Below are 16,203 nucleotides of genomic sequence, written 5' to 3'. Positions count from 1 at the left end.
CCAAGTGCGTGGCGCTCACCTCCACCCAGTGGCGGAGGGAACCTCTGCGGGTCGGCGGTCAGACCGCGGCGGCGAGCAGTTCCTCGGAGCCGGAGACGGTCTGGTCGCCGGTGTCGGCGGTGTCGCTGGTGCCGCTGCTGTGGCCGTCCGGCTGCGGGGCCGGGTTGCTGTCGCTGTAGGACTAGGTGGCGGTCGCGGCGGCCCCCGCCGCCTCCGGACCGTGGCGATCTTCCCCGAGGCCCTGCCCTCACAGAGGGGAGTCGTTGGCGTCGAGCCAGGGCCGAGCGTTGGGACGAGCAGCGATTTCACATGTACGCGGCCCACGCGAACACCCTGAAGGGGCAGATCCGGATAGAAGCGCGCAGCCGAGTGGGAGTCGATGCTGCTCGTCGGGGATGCGGATGCCATCGGCTCGGCCCGCGCATGGCACGAGGCCGTCTGGAACATGGAGTTGTACGCGCGCGGCCTCAAGAGTGATCCAGCCGGGTGGGCACGCGCGCTGCAGCAGATGAGTCAGGCCCGGGATGCGCTCTATGCCTGCGCCCGCAGGGGCCTCGGAATCTCCGGGCCTCCGCCGCCGCCCGGCAATTGGCCACGGAACTGGCAGGAGGAGAGCGCCCAGCGACCTGCTCCCCCGAGGGCGCAGGTCACGGGCGGAAGGGGCGGACGAGTCGGCCTGTACGCCGGGTTCTGTCTCCCCAGGGCCTTGCGGCCCGGGGGGAGGCGGTCATCCATCTGGGGCCGGCGTTGCCGTCGGCCTCGTGCGGTCTACCCGCGGACTCGGGCGGGCAGCCCTCGATCATCCGCGCAGAGCGCCTTGCGGCACTCCTCTTGACCTTGCTCCGGGTGGGGTTTACCTAGCCGCCTGAGTCACCTCAGGCGCTGGTGGTCTCTTACACCACCGTTTCACCCTTACCCGGCACCGAAGCGCCGGGCGGTTTGTTTTCTGTGGCACTGTCCCGCGGGTCACCCCGGGTGGCCGTTAGCCACCACCCTGCCCTGTGGAGCCCGGACGTTCCTCGGAGGGAGTCCGAAAACCCCCGCCGCGACCGCCCGGCCGGCTCGTCCGCCGTGCGGAACATGCTACCCGCAGGCGTGCCGTCCGGATCACGTGCTGTTCGACCGCTCCCCGACGCCGGGACGACTCGGCGAGGTGTCTGTTCTGCGACAGTATGGAGCCGTTTCGGAGGCGACAACGTCCGAGCCGTTCCTGGGTGGACGAAGGAGTGAGTCGTGCAGGACATCGCGATCATCGAAGCACCGTCCGTGCTCGGGCTGTGGCCGTCCGGCGTGCAGGATCTGCCGACGGCTCTGCTCGACGCCGGTCTGGCCGACCACCCCGGAGTGGTTCGCGCCGGCCGGGTCGAACCGCCCGCGTACGACGCGAGGCGGGACCCCGACACGGGGATCCTCAACCCCGTCGGCATCGCGCAGTACTCCGTGCGACTGGCCGACGCGGTCGGCGGCGTCCTCGGCACCGGCCACTTTCCCCTGGTCCTCGGCGGCGACTGCAGCATCCTGCTCGGCAACCTCCTCGCCCTGCGCCGCCGAGGACGCTACGGCCTGCTGTTCCTCGACGGGCACACCGACTTCTACCAGCCGTCGGCGGATCCGGCCGGCGAGGCGGCCTCGATGGAACTCGCGCTGGCGACGGGCCGCGGCCCCCGGCTGCTCACCGACCTCGAAGGCCGTGGGCCCCTGCTCCGGGACGAGGATGCCGTCGCCTTCGGATTCCGGGATTCCGCGGAGTCCGCCAAGGACGGGATGCAGCCGCTGCCGCCACAGCTGCACGCCATCGGCATCGACGATGTGCGTGCGGCCGGCGCCGCGGCGGCGGCACGCCACGCGGTCGACCGGCTCACCGACGGCCCGAGTGCCGGGTACTGGGTCCACCTCGATGTCGACGTACTGGACGACGCGATCATGCCTGCCGTCGACTACCGCATCCCCGGCGGACTGACCTGGCCGGAACTGGAGGACGTGCTGCGGACGGCGCTGGCCGACGAGCGAGCCGTCGGCCTGGACGTCACGATCTTCAACCCCCGTCGTGACCCCGAAGGGCGCATCGCGGCCCGCCTCACCGAGTGCCTGCGCCGAGGGCTGTCAGCACGGGCCACCCGCGAAAGCTGATCCGTCGGCCGTCCCCGGGCGCCAGAGCCCGGCGTAAAGGCCGACTCACCGCCCGCCCTCCCCGCCCTCCCCGCACAGCCCGTGCAGTCCACACAGCCCGTGCGGTCCGCGCGACCCGCCACCGCTTGACCTTGTCGCAGCGTCAACGTTTCTACTGGCCTCATGCGGATCGGAGAGATCGCCGCGCTCGCCGGGGTCACCACGCGGGCCGTGCGCCACTATCACCAGCAGGGGCTGCTGCCGGAGCCGGAGCGGCGGGCCAACGGGTATCGGGAGTACGGGCTGCGGCATGCCGTGGAGCTCGCCCGGATCCGGCGGCTCACCGAGCTCGGGCTCGGGCTCGCCGAGGTCAAGGACGTGCTCGCGGACGACGCCGGGCGTGAACTCGTAGAGGTTCTGGAGGAGTTGGACGGGGATCTGGCGCGGCAGGAGGATGCGATCCGGGAGCGGCGGGAGCGGCTCGCCGCACTTCTTGAGCAGGCGCGGGCCGGGGAGCTGCCGCCGGAGGGGCCCGTCTCGCCGGACCTCGCCCGGCTGTTCGCCGCGCTCGGGCCGACCGACTCGGCGATCGCCGCGAAGGACCGAGAGCACCTGGCCCTGTTCGACTCGCTCGGCGGGCCCGAGGGCAGCGGCGAGCTGGTCGCGGCGCTGCGGCCACTGGCCGACGACCCGGAGTTCGTGGGCCGGGTGGAGGAGCTGTACGGGCGGTTGGACGAGCTGGCGGAGGCCGCGGCAGACGATCCGCGGATCGCGCCGCTCGGCGACGAACTCGTGGCCGCGATGCCTGAGGCCGTGCTGCGGTTGATCCCTCAGGAGGACGCCGGGCAGTCGCTCGGCGGCGGCTTCGGGGAGGCGTTCCTCGCGGACTTCCCGGCGGCGCAGGCGGAGGTCGTACGGCGCATGATCGCGGGGCTCGCGGAGCGCGCGCGGCGTGCGGGAGGGGGTGGGCGGCCATGAACACGGCGCAGGCCGTACGCGTCGTGCGACGGCTGACCGTGCTCGAACTGCACGGGATGCACAGCCTGTTGCTGTGGGTGGTGCGGCGGCGGCACGGGGTTGGCGAGGGGGCGCGGCCGGTGTCGTACACGGGGCCGCAGACGGCGATGCTGTTCGGGCTGCTGTTCGTGGCGGTCCTTGAGACGGTCGCGCTCGCGGTGCTGATCCCGTGGCCCGCGGTGCACGCGGCCGTGCTGTTCCTCGACGTCTACACCGTGCTCCAGGTGCTCGCCCTGCACGCCGCCTGTGTGGTCCGCCCCCATGTGGTGGGCGCGGACGGTTCGCTGCGCATCCGGTACGGGCATCTGCTCGACCTGCGCATCCCGGCCGCGGCGGTCGCGCGCGCCCGGGTGGAGCGGCGCTACCCCACCGGCAAGCGGATCCAGGAGCACCCGGACGGCAGCCTCGACCTCCTGGTCGGCTCGCAGACGACGGTGACCGTGGAGCTCGCGGCGCCCGTGGCGTTCGTACGGCCGCTGGGGCGGCGGGTGGAGGTGACGACGGCGGTGCGGTTCCACGCGGACGATCCGCAGGGACTCGTCGCGGCCCTGAGGACGGCCCCGCGGACAGGCGTCACGCCGGAGCGAACTGCACCTTCGCCGCACCCGGGTCGGCCTGCGTGAGGCGGACGCGGAGGCGTTCGCCGAGGGGGAGGTCGGTGGTGCCGCCCTCGATACGGGCGACGACCGCCGGGTCCTCCAAGTGCACGGTGCCGACGGCCGGTTCCTGTTCCTTGACGTCGATCACGATCGCGTCGAAGGTCTCGCCGACCCGGTCCCGGAGCAGCGCGGCCTCGACGATGTCGATGCACTCGCGCTCCACGGTGTTGGCCCGCCGGGTGCCGTCGGCCATCTCCTTCGGCAGCTCGGGCAGGGCGTCGAGCACCCACTGCGGGGGCTGCTCGTTCGCGACGGCGGCGAGGCAGATCTCCCCGGCGTACCGGTCGACCAGTCGCCGCAGTGGGGCCGTGCAGTGCGTGTACGCGGCGGCCACGGCGGAGTGGACGCGCGGCTCGGGCAGCTCGCCGCCGGTGAACTCGGTGTAGCCGGCGCCGCGCAGGAGCGTCGTGCACTCCTGCAGGAACGCCGCGTGGTTGGGCTCGCGCGGGTCGAGGGCGCGGAGGAGATCGGCGTACGGGACGTGGTGCGGCCAGTCCACGTGCAGGGCCTTCGCCGCGCGGCGCAGGCGGCCCACCGCGCCGTCGGGGGCGGCCGGGAGGGTGCGCAGGATGCCGGTGCCGTGCTCGATCATCAGGTCGGCGGCGGCGATGCCGGTGAGCAGGGAGATCTGGGCGTTCCAGGCGTCGGCGGGGCGGGGCGCGCGGTAGGCGAGGGCGTAGTGGTTGTCGCGTTCGACGATCTCCTGCTCGGGGACGTTCAGGGAGATCCCGCCGCGCGCCACCTCGCGCTGCTCGCGCAGCAGCCCGATGTCGCGGAGGAGGGCGAGGGGTTCCTCGGCGGTGCCGGTGTCGATGGCCTTCTGGACGCCCTCGTAGTCGAGCTTGGCGCGGCTGCGGACGAGGGCGCGGTGCACGTCGACGGCGGTGCGGTGCCCGTCCGCGTCCAGGTCGATGGTCCAGAGCAGGGCGGGCACGTCCTGGTCGGGGAGCAGGCTGGCGGCGCCCTCGGACAGCAGCGGCGGGTGCAGGGGCACCTTCTCGTCGGGGAAGTACAGGGTGACCGCGCGGGTGTGCGCCTCGCGGTCGAGGGCGCCGCCGGGGGTGACGAAGGCGGCCACGTCGGCGATGGCGTACCGCACGCGGTAGCCGCCGCCGTCCCTGCGGGAGAGGTGCATGGCCTGGTCGAGGTCGGTCGACGTGGGCGGGTCGATCGTGAAGAACGGGAGGTCCGTGGCGTCGGCCTCGGGCAGCCGGGGCTCGCGTGCGGCGGCCTCCGCCTCGGCGATGACCTCGGGCGGGAACTCCTGCGGCACGTCGAGGCTCGCGCGCAGCTCGCGCAGGGCGGCGCGCAGCGGGGTCGCCTCCGCGGTGGGGGGCACGTGCAGGTGGCGGCGGGGCATGGGGTGAGCGTATTTCGTTCCGTACGTTTCCTCCCGTTCTGGGCTTTCCCGGCCCCTCGCCCTGGACGCGGTCCTGGCCGGTCGCCTCCGGCCGTTACGCTGCCTCGGGGGCCACACCCCCGCGCCTCGGGGGCCGCACCCCCGCCTCGTACCGCCGCAGAAGGAGAACCCGTCGTGCTCGTGCTCTTGCCTCCGTCCGAGGGAAAGGCCGCCTCCGGGAGGGGTGCGCCGCTGAAGGCCGAGGGGCTGTCCCTGCCGGGCCTGAACGAGGCGCGGCGGACGGTGCTCGACGAGCTGGTGGAGCTGTGCGCGGCCGACGAGGAGAAGGCGCGCGAGGTGCTCGGTCTGAGCGAGGGGCTGCGCGGCGAGGTCGCGAAGAACGCGGAGCTGCGCACGGCCGGGGCGCGTCCGGCCGGGGAGATCTACACCGGCGTCCTGTACGACGCGCTCGGCCTCGCCTCCCTGGACGCGGCGGCGAAGCGGCGGGCCGCGAAGTCGCTGCTCGTGTTCTCGGGGCTCTGGGGCGCGGTCCGGGTCACCGACAGGATCCCGTCGTACCGCTGCTCGATGGGCGTGAAGCTGCCGGGGCTCGGCGCCCTGAACGCGTACTGGCGCGGGGTCATGGCCGAGGTGCTTCCGGAGGCCGCCCGGCAGGGGCTCGTGCTCGACCTGCGCTCGTCCGCGTACGCGTCCGCCTGGAAGCCGAAGGGCGAGCTGGCGGGCCGGACCGCGACGGTGCGGGTGCTGCACTCGCAGCTGGTCGACGGCGTGGAGAAGCGCTCCGTGGTGAGCCACTTCAACAAGGCGACCAAGGGCCGCATCGTGCGCGATCTGCTGCAGGCGGGCGCGGCGCCCGCGACACCGGCGGAGCTCGTCGAGACGCTGCGCGGGCTCGGGTACGCGGTGGAGACGGAGGCGCCCGCGAAGGCGGGGAAGGCCTGGCAGATCGATGTGGTCGTGACGGAGATCCACTGAGCCGTACGCGACGCTGTTGCAGCATGCGCAATGGGCTTTGCGCATGCTGCATACGCCGGGCAGGATGGTGCCATGACTTCGCGCTCTGTCCTTGACCTCGCCCCCGTCGTCCCCGTCGTCGTCGTGGAGGACGCCGCGGACGCGGTGCCGCTCGCCCGGGCCCTGGTGGCGGGCGGCCTGCCCGCGATCGAGGTGACGCTGCGGACCCCCGCCGCCCTCGACGCCATCCGCGCGATCGCGGCCGAGGTGCCGGACGCGGTGGTCGGCGCGGGCACCGTGATCTCCCCCGAGAACGTCCGGGACTCGGTGGCCGCGGGCGCGCAGTTCCTGGTCAGCCCCGGCTGGACGGACGCGCTGCTCGACGCGATGAAGGCGTCCGGCGTGCCGTTCCTGCCCGGCGTCTCGACGACGTCGGAGGTCGTGGCGCTGCTCGAACGCGGCGTCGCCGAGATGAAGTTCTTCCCGGCCGAGGCCGCCGGCGGCACCGCCTACCTCAAGTCCCTCGCGGGCCCGCTCCCCCAGGCCCGCTTCTGCCCGACCGGCGGCATCACGCCCGCCTTGGCACCCTCGTACCTCGCGCTGAAGAACGTCGGCTGCGTGGGCGGCAGTTGGATGCTTCCCGGTGACGCGGTCGCCGCGAAGGACTGGTCGCGTATCGAGGGTCTCGCCCGCGAGGCAGCGGCGGTACGGAAGGTCTGACCGCACTGCGGCAGGACACGCGGCCTGACCGTACTGCGGCAGGACAGGCGGCCTGACCGTACTGCGGCAGGAACGCAGCCTGACCGCCCGATCAGTAGCGCAGGTGGGACGTCTCGTTGAGGAGCCGCAGCGAGGCGTTCCCGTCCGCGTAGTACGCGATGGCCGAGAGCGAGGCCGCCGAGAGCTCCATCCGGAACAGCGCCTCGGGCGGCGCCCCGAGCGCGAGCCGCACCAGCGTCTTGACCGGAGTGACGTGCGTGACAAGGAGGACCGTACGCCCCGCGTACCGCGCGACCAGGCGGTCCCGCGCCTCCTCGACCCGCGCCGTGACCTCGGCGAAGGACTCGCCGCCCGGCGGAGCCGCGTCCTGCGAGGAGAGCCAGGCGTCGAGCTCGTCCGGGTAGCGCTCGCGTGCCTCGGCGAACGTCAGGCCCTCCCAGGCCCCGAAGTCCGTTTCCCTGAGGCCCTGTTCGACCGTCACGGCCAGGCCGAGGCGGGCCGCGACCGTCTCCGCGGTCTCACGGCAGCGGCGCAGCGGTGAGCTGACGATCTCCTGGATCGTGCCGCGCGCGGCCAGCGCGGCGGCGGTCCGCTCGGCCTGCTCGCGTCCGGCGGCCGAGAGCACCGGGTCACCGCCGCCGCTTCCGGAGAACCGCTTCTCGGGCGTCAACGCGGTCTCGCCGTGCCGAAGGAGCACGAGCGTGGCGGGCGGGCCGAGGTCGGGTGCGGACAGCGCGACCGGCGGGGCCTGAGGCGCGACAGCGGCTGCCGCAGAACGCGAACCGGCAAGCGCCGCCCGCGCCTTGGCTGCTCCCGCCGACGCGTCGCCGGGCGGGCCCTCGCTGACAGGGGCCGCTGCCGCGTTGCGTGCCGCGCGGGCGTCCTGCGCGTCCAGCTCGGCCGTGGAGTCGGCCGCACTCCACTGTTCCCCGCGCTTGCCCGCGTCCATCGCCTCGTTGGCGAGCCGGTCCGCGTGCTTGTTCTCCGCGCGCGGGATCCACTCGTACGTGACCGTCCCCGGCGGGAAGATTCCGCGGGCCTCGGCGGCGAGCGGGCGCATGGCCGGGTGCTTGATCTTCCAGCGGCCCGACATCTGCTCGACGACCAGCTTGGAGTCCATCCGGACCGCGACCGAGGCCTCCGGGTCGAGTTCGCGGGCGGCCTTCAGACCGGCCACCAGGCCCTTGTACTCCGCGACGTTGTTCGTCGCCACCCCGATGAACTCGGCCCGCTCCGCGAGGACTTCACCGGTGGCCGCGTCCAGGACGACCGCGCCGTAGCCCGCGGGGCCCGGGTTGCCCCGGGACCCGCCGTCGGCCTCGACCACAAAGCGCATGGACTACAGCCCGGACTCCGACGTACGGACCAGGATGCGGCGGCAGTTCTCGCAGCGCACGACCGCGTCCGGGGCGGCGGCACGGACCTCGTTCAGCTCGGTGATGTTGAGCTCCAGGCGGCAGCCCTCGCAGCGGCGCTGGAAGAGGCGGGCCGCGCCGACGCCGCCCTCCTTCTCGCGCAGCTTGTCGTAGAGCTTCAGCAGGTCGGCCGGGACCGAACCGGAGACGACCTCGCGCTCTTTGGTGACCGTGGCGGCCTCGCCGTCGATCTCCTTGAAGGCGGCGTCGCGGCGGGCCGTGGCGTCGTCGAGCTTCGCCTGGACGGACTCGGCGCGCTCGGTCAGCTCGCCGACCCGCTCCTGCGCGGACTCGCGGCGCTCCATGACCTCCAGGACGACGTCCTCGAGGTCGCCCTGGCGCTTGGCGAGCGAGGTGATCTCGCGCTGCAGGTTCTCCAGGTCCTTGGGGCTGCTGACCGCGCCGGAGTCCAGGCGCTGCTGGTCACGGACGGCGCGCTGGCGCACCTGGTCCACGTCCTGCTCGGCCTTGGTCTGCTCGCGGGCGCAGTCGCTCTCCTCGGTCTGCGCGGCGACCAGCAGGTCCTTGACCTGCGTGAGGTCCTTGGTGAGCGACTCGATCTCGGCGTGCTCGGGCAGCGCCTTGCGCTTGTGCGCGAGCTGCTGCAGGCGTACGTCGAGCGCCTGGACGTCGAGGAGGCGGATCTGGTCGGCGGGCGCGGCGTTCAGTTGGGGGCTCCAGTTGAGTCGGTGGGTGCGGAGACGGACGACGCCGCGTGGGCGGTCCAGGGGTCGGTGACCGTACGCGAGACGTGGACCCGCAGGCCCCATCCGTTGCGGTCGGAGATCTCGTCGAGCTGGGCGGCGGCCTGCTCGCACCAGGGCCACTCGGTGGCCCAGTGGGCGGCGTCGAACAGCGCGAGCGGTGTCTGCTGGGTGGCCTCGGAGGCGGGGTGGTGGCGCAGGTCGGCGGTGAGGAAGCCGTCCACGCCGGCCGCGCGGACCGCGTCGAAGAGGCTGTCGCCGGAGCCGCCGCTCACCGCGACCGTACGGATCACGGCGTCCGGGTCGCCCGCCGCGCGGATGCCCTGCGCGGTGCCGGGCAGCCGCTTGGCCGCGCGGTCCGCGAACTCCCGCGCGGTGAGCGGGTGGTCGAGCTCGCAGATCCGGCCGAGGCCGCGGCGGCCCGAAGGGTCGGTGGCGTCGGGGACGAGCGGGCGGACGACGCGGAGGTCGAGGGCGCCGGCGAGGGCGTCGGAGACTCCCGGGTCGGCGGTGTCGGCGTTGGTGTGCGCGACGTGCAGTGCCACGTCGTTCTTGATCAGGTCGTGCACGGCCCGGCCCTTGAAGTGCGAGCGGGCGACCGTCGTCGTACCGCGCAGGTAGAGCGGGTGGTGGGTGACCAGGAGGTCGGCGTCCAGGCGGACCGCTTCGTCGACGATCTCCTGCACCGGGTCGACGGCGAAGAGCACGCGCGTGACCTCGGCCTGCGGGTCCCCGCAGACGGTGCCGACGGCGTCCCACTGCTCGGCCCGCTCGGGGGGCCACAGGGCGTCCAGGGCGGCGGTTACTTCGGAGAGACGGGGCACGGGGAAAAGGCTACCTTCCCCGTGCCCCTGCCGATCAGCGCCTGTGGACAACGGTCCGCACCGCGCTCGGGGCGGAAAGCGCGGCTCTCGGAGTCAGCGGGCCAGGTACCCGTCCAGGTCGTCCAGGACCTCGTCCGCGGCCGTCACGCCGAGGCCCAGGTACCAGGTCTCGTCCGGGACGTTCTTCGCCCGGCCCTGCTCGACCGCGCCGAGCTTCTTCCAGAGCGGGTTGGCCTCGGCCTGGGAGCGGTCGGTCTTCTTGGCGTCGCCGTAGACGCCGGTGAAGATCCAGTCGGCGTCGGCCTCGTCGATCTTCTCCGGGCTGATCTCGGCGGCGAGGTCGTTGACCTGCTGGTTCTTCGGGCGCTCGACGCCGACGTCGTCGAGGATCGTGCCGATGAACGAGGCCTTCGCGTAGAGGCGGATCATGCCCGGCAGGTAGCGCAGCATCGTGACGGAGGGCTTCTCGCCGCCCTCGTCGATGGCGGCGCCGAGCTGCTCGGCCTTCTTCTCGTACGCGGACAGCTTGTCCTTCGCCTCGGCCTGCTCGTCGAGGGCGGCGGCGTTGAGGAGGTAGTTCTCCTTCCAGGTGAAGCCCGGGCGGATGGAGAACACGGTCGGGGCGATCTTGGAGAGCTGCGGGTACATCTTCGCGGCGCGCAGCTCGCTGCCGAGGATCAGGTCGGGCTTGAGCGCGGCGATCGCCTCCAGGTTGAGGGCGTTGATGGTGCCGACGCTCTTCGGCTTGCCCGCGTCCTTCGCGAGGTAGCCGGGGATGCCGTCGTCGCCCTCGGTCGGCGCGTACCCGACGGGCTGCACGCCGAGCGAGACGACGTTGTCCAGCTCGCCGACGTCCAGGACGACGACCCGCTTCGGCTTGGCCTTCAGCTCGGTGCTGCCCATGGCGTGCTCGATGGTGCGCGGGAACGCGCCGGGCTTCGCCTCGGTGCCCATCTTCGCGGTCGCCTCGGCGGCCTCGGCGAAGTCCTCGCCGCCCTGGGCCACGGACTTGCTGCCGCCGCCGTTCTTCTTGCCGCTGCCTCCGTCGGCACCGGAACCGGCGTCCCCGCCGGAACAGGAGGCCAGGGAGAGCGAGGCGGCGACGGCGAGGGCGACGGCTGCGGTGCCGCGGCGGCGTAGGGACATCGAAACTCCAGGGGTACTTAGGTTGGCCTTACTTTAAGCCACCTCCGGTTCAGCACAACCCCCTCGGCTTTCTCAGGCGAATCAGGACATGGCCACCCTTTGGTGTGAAGCGGTGGGCTGCTCGTGCCACGGCAGCGCGTACGAAAACTAGCTTTCTGGGCCGGAGGTGACAGCTCATGACCACGACGGCCTGTGCCACGAAGACCGCGACCGGCGCGCAAGCCCCCGGCGGCAGCGGCGAGAACGGCGAGCACGACGAGACCAGCGCCAGCACCGAGGACCCGGTCACGGGGATTCCGTTCACGGAGGAGCCCACGCAGAGCACCGCCTCACAGGACCCGGCGGACGAGGACGACACCAGCGCGGCAGCCGCGGCGGAAGCCGACGCCAACGCCGATGCCGACGCCGACGCATCAGCGGCCGAAGCCCCTGCCGAAACGGTCCTGCAAACCCCCTCGCCCCAGGACCCCCCGCCCCGCCCCCCGCACCCCCCGGCCACGCCCTCCTGCACCATCAGCGCGACCGGTGCGTACGCCGCCCGCCTCGCCCCGCACGGCGACAGCGGCGCCGTCTGGTGCCCCGAGCGCTGGACCCTCGACGGCCCCGAGCCCTACGCCGTCCCGCTCCCCCTCGACCAGCCGGAGGAGTACGGCACCGAAGTGCTGCCGATGGCGGACGGCCGGGTCCTCGTGCACCGCACCGCCGGGGAGCGGCAGTCGTTCTCGCTGCTCTACCCGACGGGACCCGGAACCGGCGAACACGTCCTGGGCGCCCTGGAATCCGCGCAGTTGAGGCTCCTGCCGCCCTCGCCGAGCGGATCCCGCGCGTACGCCCTGGCCGTCGGACCGCAGGCCACCGCGGTCTGGCTGGTCGCGGGCGGCGCCTTCGGGCCCGAGCTGGTCGCCGAGGTGCCGGGGCGGTGCGCGGGCGGGGTGTGGCTGGACCGCACCGGCCGGATGCTCGCCCTCGACCAGGAGCTCGACGGCCGGACGAAGACGGTCGCCGTGGACCTGGAGCGTGGCGGCGAGGTGACGCCGCTGCTGCAGATCACCGAGGAGAGCAACGACCGGCTGCTGCTCGCCGACGCGGCCAGCGGGCTGATCCTGGTCCGCTCCGACGCCCCCGGCCACGACCGGCTCGGCTGGGGCGTGCTCGGCTCGACGCTGCCGGTCCGGTTCCCGGAGTGCCTGCGGCTGCCGGACTGCGCGGTGACGCCGTTCGCGATCCAGCCGGGGCAGGCCCTGATGCCCGAGCACTGTGCCGTGGCGCTGCGGATCGACGGTGCGGCGGGTACGTGGATCGGGCTCTGGCGGCCCGTCGAGCGCCGAGTCCAGCACTTGGCCGCGCCCCAGGGCTGGCTGACCGGCGCCGGGTTGTGGACGGCCGACGGTGAACTCCGGCTCCCGTACGCGACGGAGGCCGTGCCCTGTGGCGTGGCCCGGGTCATGGCGCCGCCCCCGGCCCCGCCCGAACCGGCTCCCGCGCCCGAGCCCGCGCCCGCTCCCCGCCCGGTCCCGTTGCAGCAGGCGCCCCTCCAACAGGCCCTGCTGATGCGGCGGATGGCGCGGCGCATCCAGCACGTGGAGGCGTGAACGGCACCGCCGAAAAGCCGGAACGCAAAGGGTTCGCACGGCGTGCCGGGCACGGCTTCCGAACTGTTACGAAGGCGTGCCACAAGCCGTTACTCACCCGGCGTGATTGCCGCGTACAGGACAGTTAGACTCGCCCGGCTGTCCTTTGACGATCTTCTTACGGGGTGACGTTTTTCCCATGACCGAGAACAGCAACGTGCCCACGGAGCCGCAGGCTTCGGACGCCGCGCGCGAGCAGCGCGGGCACGGCAGGCACCGGGGCCCGGTCTCCGTACAGGACGTTCCGGAGAACACTCCGGCGCCGCGCGGCCGACACCGCAAACCGTCCGACGAACGCCGCTCGCAAGCGGCGTGAGCAGTCTCTTACGACGCGCCCCTCGAAGCCCGCGCGGGCCTCGGGGGGCGCGTTCTTTTCCCCTCCCCGCACCTTCCCGAACTGGGGCTCCGCCCCAGACCCCGCTCCTCAATCGCCGGAGGGGCTCCTTTTGGGGCGGGTAGGGGAAAAAATCACCCCCGTTTGAGAGCGAGCACCTCCGAAGCCGCGAACGTCTCGCCGGACGGCCGGTCCGCGTAGTACGGGGACAGCACCTCATCCAGCTCCTCGTACGAGAAGACCTCCTTCGCCGTGTCGAACTTCGCCGCCACGCGCGGGCGTTCGACGACGGCGACCATGCCGCCGTGCACGACGAGCAGCTGCCCGTTGACCTTCCCAGCCGCAGGCCCCGCCAAGTACCCGACCAGCGGAGCGACATGCTCCGGGGCCAGCGGGTCGAGTTCGCCGCCGGAGGGCTCGTTGAACCCGGCGAAGACGTCCTCGGTCATGCGGGTGCGGGCGCGGGGGCAGATCGCGTTGGCCGTCACGCCGTACTTGCCGAGCGCGAGCGCCGAGGACGTGGTGAGGCCGACGATTCCGCCCTTGGCCGCCGCGTAGTTGGGCTGACCGGCCGAGCCCGCGAGGAAGGCCTCGGAGGAGGTGTTGACGATCCGGCCGTAGACCGGGCCGCCCGCCTCCTTGGAACGGGCGCGCCAGTGCACCGAGGCGAAGTGGGTGGTGTTGAAGTGCCCCTTGAGGTGGACGCGGATGACCGAGTCCCACTCGTCCTCGCCCATGGAGAAGATCATCCGGTCGCGCAGGATGCCCGCGTTGTTGACGAGGATGTCGAGCTTTCCGTACGTGTCGACCGCCAACTGCACGAGCGCACGGGCCTGCTGATGGTCCGCGACGTCGCCGAGGTGCGCGACCGCCTGCCCGCCCGCGGCGCGGATCTCGGCGGCGACCTCCTCCGCGGGCGCGGCCGAGGCCTCCCCCGAACCTCCCCCAAGCTCTCGGCTGCGCTCGAGCAGGGGGGACCCCCACTGCCCCGGCTGCCCCAAGTCGTTGACGACGACGCTCGCGCCGAGCCGGGCCAGCTCCAGGGCCTCCGCCCGGCCGAGCCCGCGGCCCGCGCCGGTGACGATCGCCGACAGACCGGCAAGTGGCTGTGACATCAATGTCCCTTCGCCTGTGCTGAGTTGGGGTCAGATCTCGATGCAGGTACGCAGGGACTCACCGCTGCGCATCTGGTCGAGCGCGTCGTTGATCGAGGCGAGCGGCACGCGGTGCGTGATCAGGCCCTCCAGGTCGATCCGCCCGGCCCGCCAGAGTGCGATGGCCCGCTGGTACGAGGTGAGGACGTCGCCACCGCCGTACATGGACGGCAGGATCCTCTTCTCGTCGAAGAACAGCTCGAACATATTGACCTGCAGGAAGTCGTCGAGGGCGCCCGCGCCGACCACGCAGAGCGTGCCGCCGCGCCGGGTCCTCTCGTACGCGGTGCGGGCGGTGGCGGACTTGCCGACGACCTCGAAGACGTAGTCGAAACCCTCGCCCGCGGTGATGCGCTGGCTGGCGTCGTCAAGGGCGTCCGGGGCGACCGCCTCCGTGGCGCCGAACCTGAGCGCCGCCTCGCGCCGCGACTCCACCGGGTCGACGGCGACGATCTGCGCGGCGCCCTTGAGCCGCGCGCCCTGGATCGCGGAGATGCCGACGCCGCCACAGCCGATCACGGCGACCGACGAACCGGCCGCCACGTCCGCGGTGTTGACGGCGGCGCCGAGCCCGGTGGTGACGCCGCAGCCGATGAGGGCGGCGATGTCGAAGGGCACGTCGTCCGGGATCGGCACGGCGCACTTGGCGTCCACGACGACCTCTTCGGCGAACGTGCCGGTCCCGGCGAAGCCGAAGACGTCGGCCGGGCTCCCCGCGGGGCGCTTGAAGTTGGGCGTGCCGGCGTTCATGAACCCGGCGAGGCACAGGTGGGTCTGGCCGCGCCTGCACGCGGGACACGCACCGCAGGCGGGCAGCCAGCACACCAGGACGCGGTCGCCGGTCTTGACGTGCGTGACGCCGTCGCCGACGTCGAGGATCTCGCCTGCGCCCTCGTGTCCGGGCACGAACGGTCCGGGCTGCGGCAGCACGCCGCTCATCGCGGAGAGGTCCGAGTGGCACAGGCCGGTGGCCCGCACCCTGATCCTCACCTTGCCGGGCCCGAAGCCCACCGCCTCGACGTCGTCGAGGACCTCCAGCTTCTCCTGGCCTATCTCGTGCAGCACGGCTGCGCGCATGGCGCGGCTCCTCTCGTACGCCGACTGGGCTTGCTGGTACGTCAGTTGGGCTCGTACGTCAGGTGGGCTCGTACGTCAGGTTGGCTCGTACCTCAGGTGGGCTCGTACGTCAGGTGGGCTCGTACGTCAGTTGTGCTCGACCACCGTGTCGGCGAGCACCGGGGCGTCGTCCCGCTCCACCGCGCTCACCGCCACCTGCACACGGCCCGCGTCCTCCCACATCCGCAGCCGCAGCGTCTCCCCCGGGAACACGACCCCGGCGAACCGCGTCGTGTACGAGCGCACCCGCGAGACATCCCCGCCGAGCACCGTGTCGACGACGGCCTTGAGGGTCATGCCGTACGTGCAGAGCCCGTGCAGGATCGGCTGGTCGAACCCGGCGAGCTTCGCGAACTCCGGGTCGGCGTGCAGCGGGTTCCAGTCGCCGGAGAGGCGGTAGAGGAGGGCCTGGTCCTCGCGGATGGTGCGCTCCTCGACGCGGTCGGGCGCGCGGCCCGGGAGTTCGAGGCGGGCGGAGGGTCCGCGGTCGCCGCCGAAGCCGCCCTCGCCGCGTACGAAGATCTGGGTGTCGCAGGTCCACAGCGGGCCGTCGGCGTCGGCCACGTCGGAGCGCATCACGATGACGGCGGCCTTGCCCTTGTCGTACACCGCGGGGATCGTCGAGGTCTGAACCGCCTTGCCGGACACGGGGATCGGGCGGTGCAGGGTGACGGTCTGGCCGCCGTGCAGGACGTGGGCGAGGTTCACGTCGACGCCGGGCGCGGACAGGCCGCCCGCCACGGCCATGCCCCCGCCCGCGACGGTGGCGAAGCTGGGCAGCACGTGCAGCTTCGACTCCAGGGTGTAGCGCAGTTCGTCGGGGTCGGTGGCGGGGCGGCCCGCGCCGAGGCCCAGGTGGTAGAGCTGGATGTCCTTGTGGTCCCAGGCGATGTCGGTGCTGCGGGGCTCGGCGGCTACGGCCTTGGCGGCATCAATGGGCATGGGGACACGGCTCCTTGTCGTTCGCGTCGCGGGTGCGCCACGGGTGTGTGCGTACGGGCGAAGACCTCGGCGCGACCGTCCGCACCGTCGGCCGCACCGAGGCCGTTCTCGACCGGCC

Annotated in this window: 16 protein-coding genes and 1 other RNA gene; 8 read left to right on the top strand and 9 right to left on the bottom strand. The window is 72.8% G+C overall.

All coding sequences use genetic code 11. The annotated features are described in order from the left end of the window. Positions 1-8: 8 nt before the first annotated feature. Positions 9-179 carry a hypothetical protein gene (locus RCO28_RS02300; RefSeq protein WP_308939192.1) on the top strand — a complete coding sequence of 57 codons (171 nt, stop codon included), beginning with the start codon at positions 9-11 and terminating at the stop codon, positions 177-179. Positions 180-663: 484 nt separating this feature from the next. Here RCO28_RS02300 and rnpB read toward each other — a convergent pair. Beyond that, positions 664-1,065, bottom strand: an RNA gene (gene rnpB / locus RCO28_RS02295) — RNase P RNA component class A. Positions 1,066-1,233: 168 nt separating this feature from the next. Here rnpB and RCO28_RS02290 point away from each other — a divergent pair. The 3 genes from RCO28_RS02290 (at position 1,234) to RCO28_RS02280 (ending at position 3,749) form a co-directional block, all read left to right on the top strand. Beyond that, positions 1,234-2,130, top strand: a complete 897-nt coding sequence (locus RCO28_RS02290; RefSeq protein ID WP_308939191.1) for an arginase family protein — start codon at positions 1,234-1,236, stop codon at positions 2,128-2,130. Between the two features lie 162 nt (positions 2,131-2,292). After that, complete coding sequence (locus tag RCO28_RS02285; protein ID WP_308939190.1) at positions 2,293-3,087, top strand: MerR family transcriptional regulator; 795 nt, start codon at positions 2,293-2,295, stop codon at positions 3,085-3,087. Next, positions 3,084-3,749, top strand: a complete 666-nt coding sequence (locus tag RCO28_RS02280; protein ID WP_308939189.1) for a hypothetical protein — start codon at positions 3,084-3,086, stop codon at positions 3,747-3,749. The genes RCO28_RS02285 and RCO28_RS02280 overlap by 4 nt, the downstream gene beginning before the upstream one ends. Here RCO28_RS02280 and RCO28_RS02275 read toward each other — a convergent pair. Then, positions 3,700-5,145 carry an RNB domain-containing ribonuclease gene (locus RCO28_RS02275; RefSeq protein ID WP_308939188.1) on the bottom strand — a complete coding sequence of 482 codons (1,446 nt, stop codon included), beginning with the start codon at positions 5,143-5,145 and terminating at the stop codon, positions 3,700-3,702. The genes RCO28_RS02280 and RCO28_RS02275 overlap by 50 nt on opposite strands. A gap of 174 nt (positions 5,146-5,319) precedes the next feature. On the opposite strand from RCO28_RS02275, the gene yaaA reads away from it, so the two are divergent. Both yaaA and eda read left to right on the top strand, forming a co-directional pair. Beyond that, positions 5,320-6,120 carry a peroxide stress protein YaaA gene (yaaA, locus tag RCO28_RS02270; protein ID WP_308939187.1) on the top strand — a complete coding sequence of 267 codons (801 nt, stop codon included), beginning with the start codon at positions 5,320-5,322 and terminating at the stop codon, positions 6,118-6,120. A 72-nt stretch (positions 6,121-6,192) separates the two neighbouring features. Continuing rightward, positions 6,193-6,819 carry a bifunctional 4-hydroxy-2-oxoglutarate aldolase/2-dehydro-3-deoxy-phosphogluconate aldolase gene (eda, locus tag RCO28_RS02265; RefSeq protein WP_308939186.1) on the top strand — a complete coding sequence of 209 codons (627 nt, stop codon included), beginning with the start codon at positions 6,193-6,195 and terminating at the stop codon, positions 6,817-6,819. Positions 6,820-6,910: 91 nt separating this feature from the next. Here the strand turns inward: eda and RCO28_RS02260 are convergent, their stop codons facing one another. The 4 genes from RCO28_RS02260 to RCO28_RS02245 form a co-directional block, all read right to left on the bottom strand. After that, on the bottom strand, positions 6,911-8,155 hold the full coding sequence (locus tag RCO28_RS02260; RefSeq protein ID WP_308939185.1) for a bifunctional RNase H/acid phosphatase: 1,245 nt from the start codon (positions 8,153-8,155) through the stop codon (positions 6,911-6,913). A 3-nt stretch (positions 8,156-8,158) separates the two neighbouring features. After that, the gene (locus tag RCO28_RS02255; RefSeq protein WP_308939670.1) at positions 8,159-8,902 is read right to left on the bottom strand and encodes a C4-type zinc ribbon domain-containing protein; all 744 of its coding nucleotides are present in this window, start codon (positions 8,900-8,902) and stop codon (positions 8,159-8,161) included. Next, positions 8,899-9,762 (bottom strand): Nif3-like dinuclear metal center hexameric protein, encoded by an 864-nt coding sequence (locus RCO28_RS02250; protein ID WP_308939184.1) that lies wholly within the window; start codon positions 9,760-9,762, stop codon positions 8,899-8,901. The genes RCO28_RS02255 and RCO28_RS02250 overlap by 4 nt, the downstream gene beginning before the upstream one ends. A gap of 93 nt (positions 9,763-9,855) precedes the next feature. Further along, positions 9,856-10,908, bottom strand: a complete 1,053-nt coding sequence (locus tag RCO28_RS02245; protein WP_308939183.1) for an iron-siderophore ABC transporter substrate-binding protein — start codon at positions 10,906-10,908, stop codon at positions 9,856-9,858. 176 nt (positions 10,909-11,084) lie between these two features. On the opposite strand from RCO28_RS02245, the gene RCO28_RS02240 reads away from it, so the two are divergent. Continuing rightward, positions 11,085-12,500 carry a hypothetical protein gene (locus RCO28_RS02240; RefSeq protein WP_308939182.1) on the top strand — a complete coding sequence of 472 codons (1,416 nt, stop codon included), beginning with the start codon at positions 11,085-11,087 and terminating at the stop codon, positions 12,498-12,500. A gap of 178 nt (positions 12,501-12,678) precedes the next feature. Further along, positions 12,679-12,855, top strand: coding sequence for a hypothetical protein (locus tag RCO28_RS02235; protein ID WP_308939181.1), 177 nt, complete (start codon positions 12,679-12,681; stop codon positions 12,853-12,855). Between the two features lie 152 nt (positions 12,856-13,007). Here RCO28_RS02235 and RCO28_RS02230 read toward each other — a convergent pair whose 3' ends face one another. The 3 genes from RCO28_RS02230 to RCO28_RS02220 all read right to left on the bottom strand — a co-directional run bounded on the left by RCO28_RS02230 (position 13,008) and on the right by RCO28_RS02220 (position 16,085). Continuing rightward, positions 13,008-13,988, bottom strand: a complete 981-nt coding sequence (locus RCO28_RS02230; protein WP_308939180.1) for a 3-oxoacyl-ACP reductase — start codon at positions 13,986-13,988, stop codon at positions 13,008-13,010. Between the two features lie 30 nt (positions 13,989-14,018). Then, positions 14,019-15,104: a Zn-dependent alcohol dehydrogenase gene (locus RCO28_RS02225; RefSeq protein WP_308939179.1), complete on the bottom strand. Its 1,086-nt coding sequence runs from the start codon at positions 15,102-15,104 to the stop codon at positions 14,019-14,021. Between the two features lie 126 nt (positions 15,105-15,230). Next, positions 15,231-16,085, bottom strand: coding sequence for a MaoC/PaaZ C-terminal domain-containing protein (locus RCO28_RS02220; RefSeq protein WP_308939178.1), 855 nt, complete (start codon positions 16,083-16,085; stop codon positions 15,231-15,233). Between the last annotated feature and the right edge of the window lie 118 nt (positions 16,086-16,203).

Origin of the sequence: Streptomyces sp. LHD-70 (assembly GCF_031157275.1) — a bacterium.
GTDB lineage: Bacteria > Actinomycetota > Actinomycetes > Streptomycetales > Streptomycetaceae > Streptomyces.
Note: the sequence above shows the minus strand (reverse complement) of the source record. Positions and strands in the feature narration are given on the sequence as shown.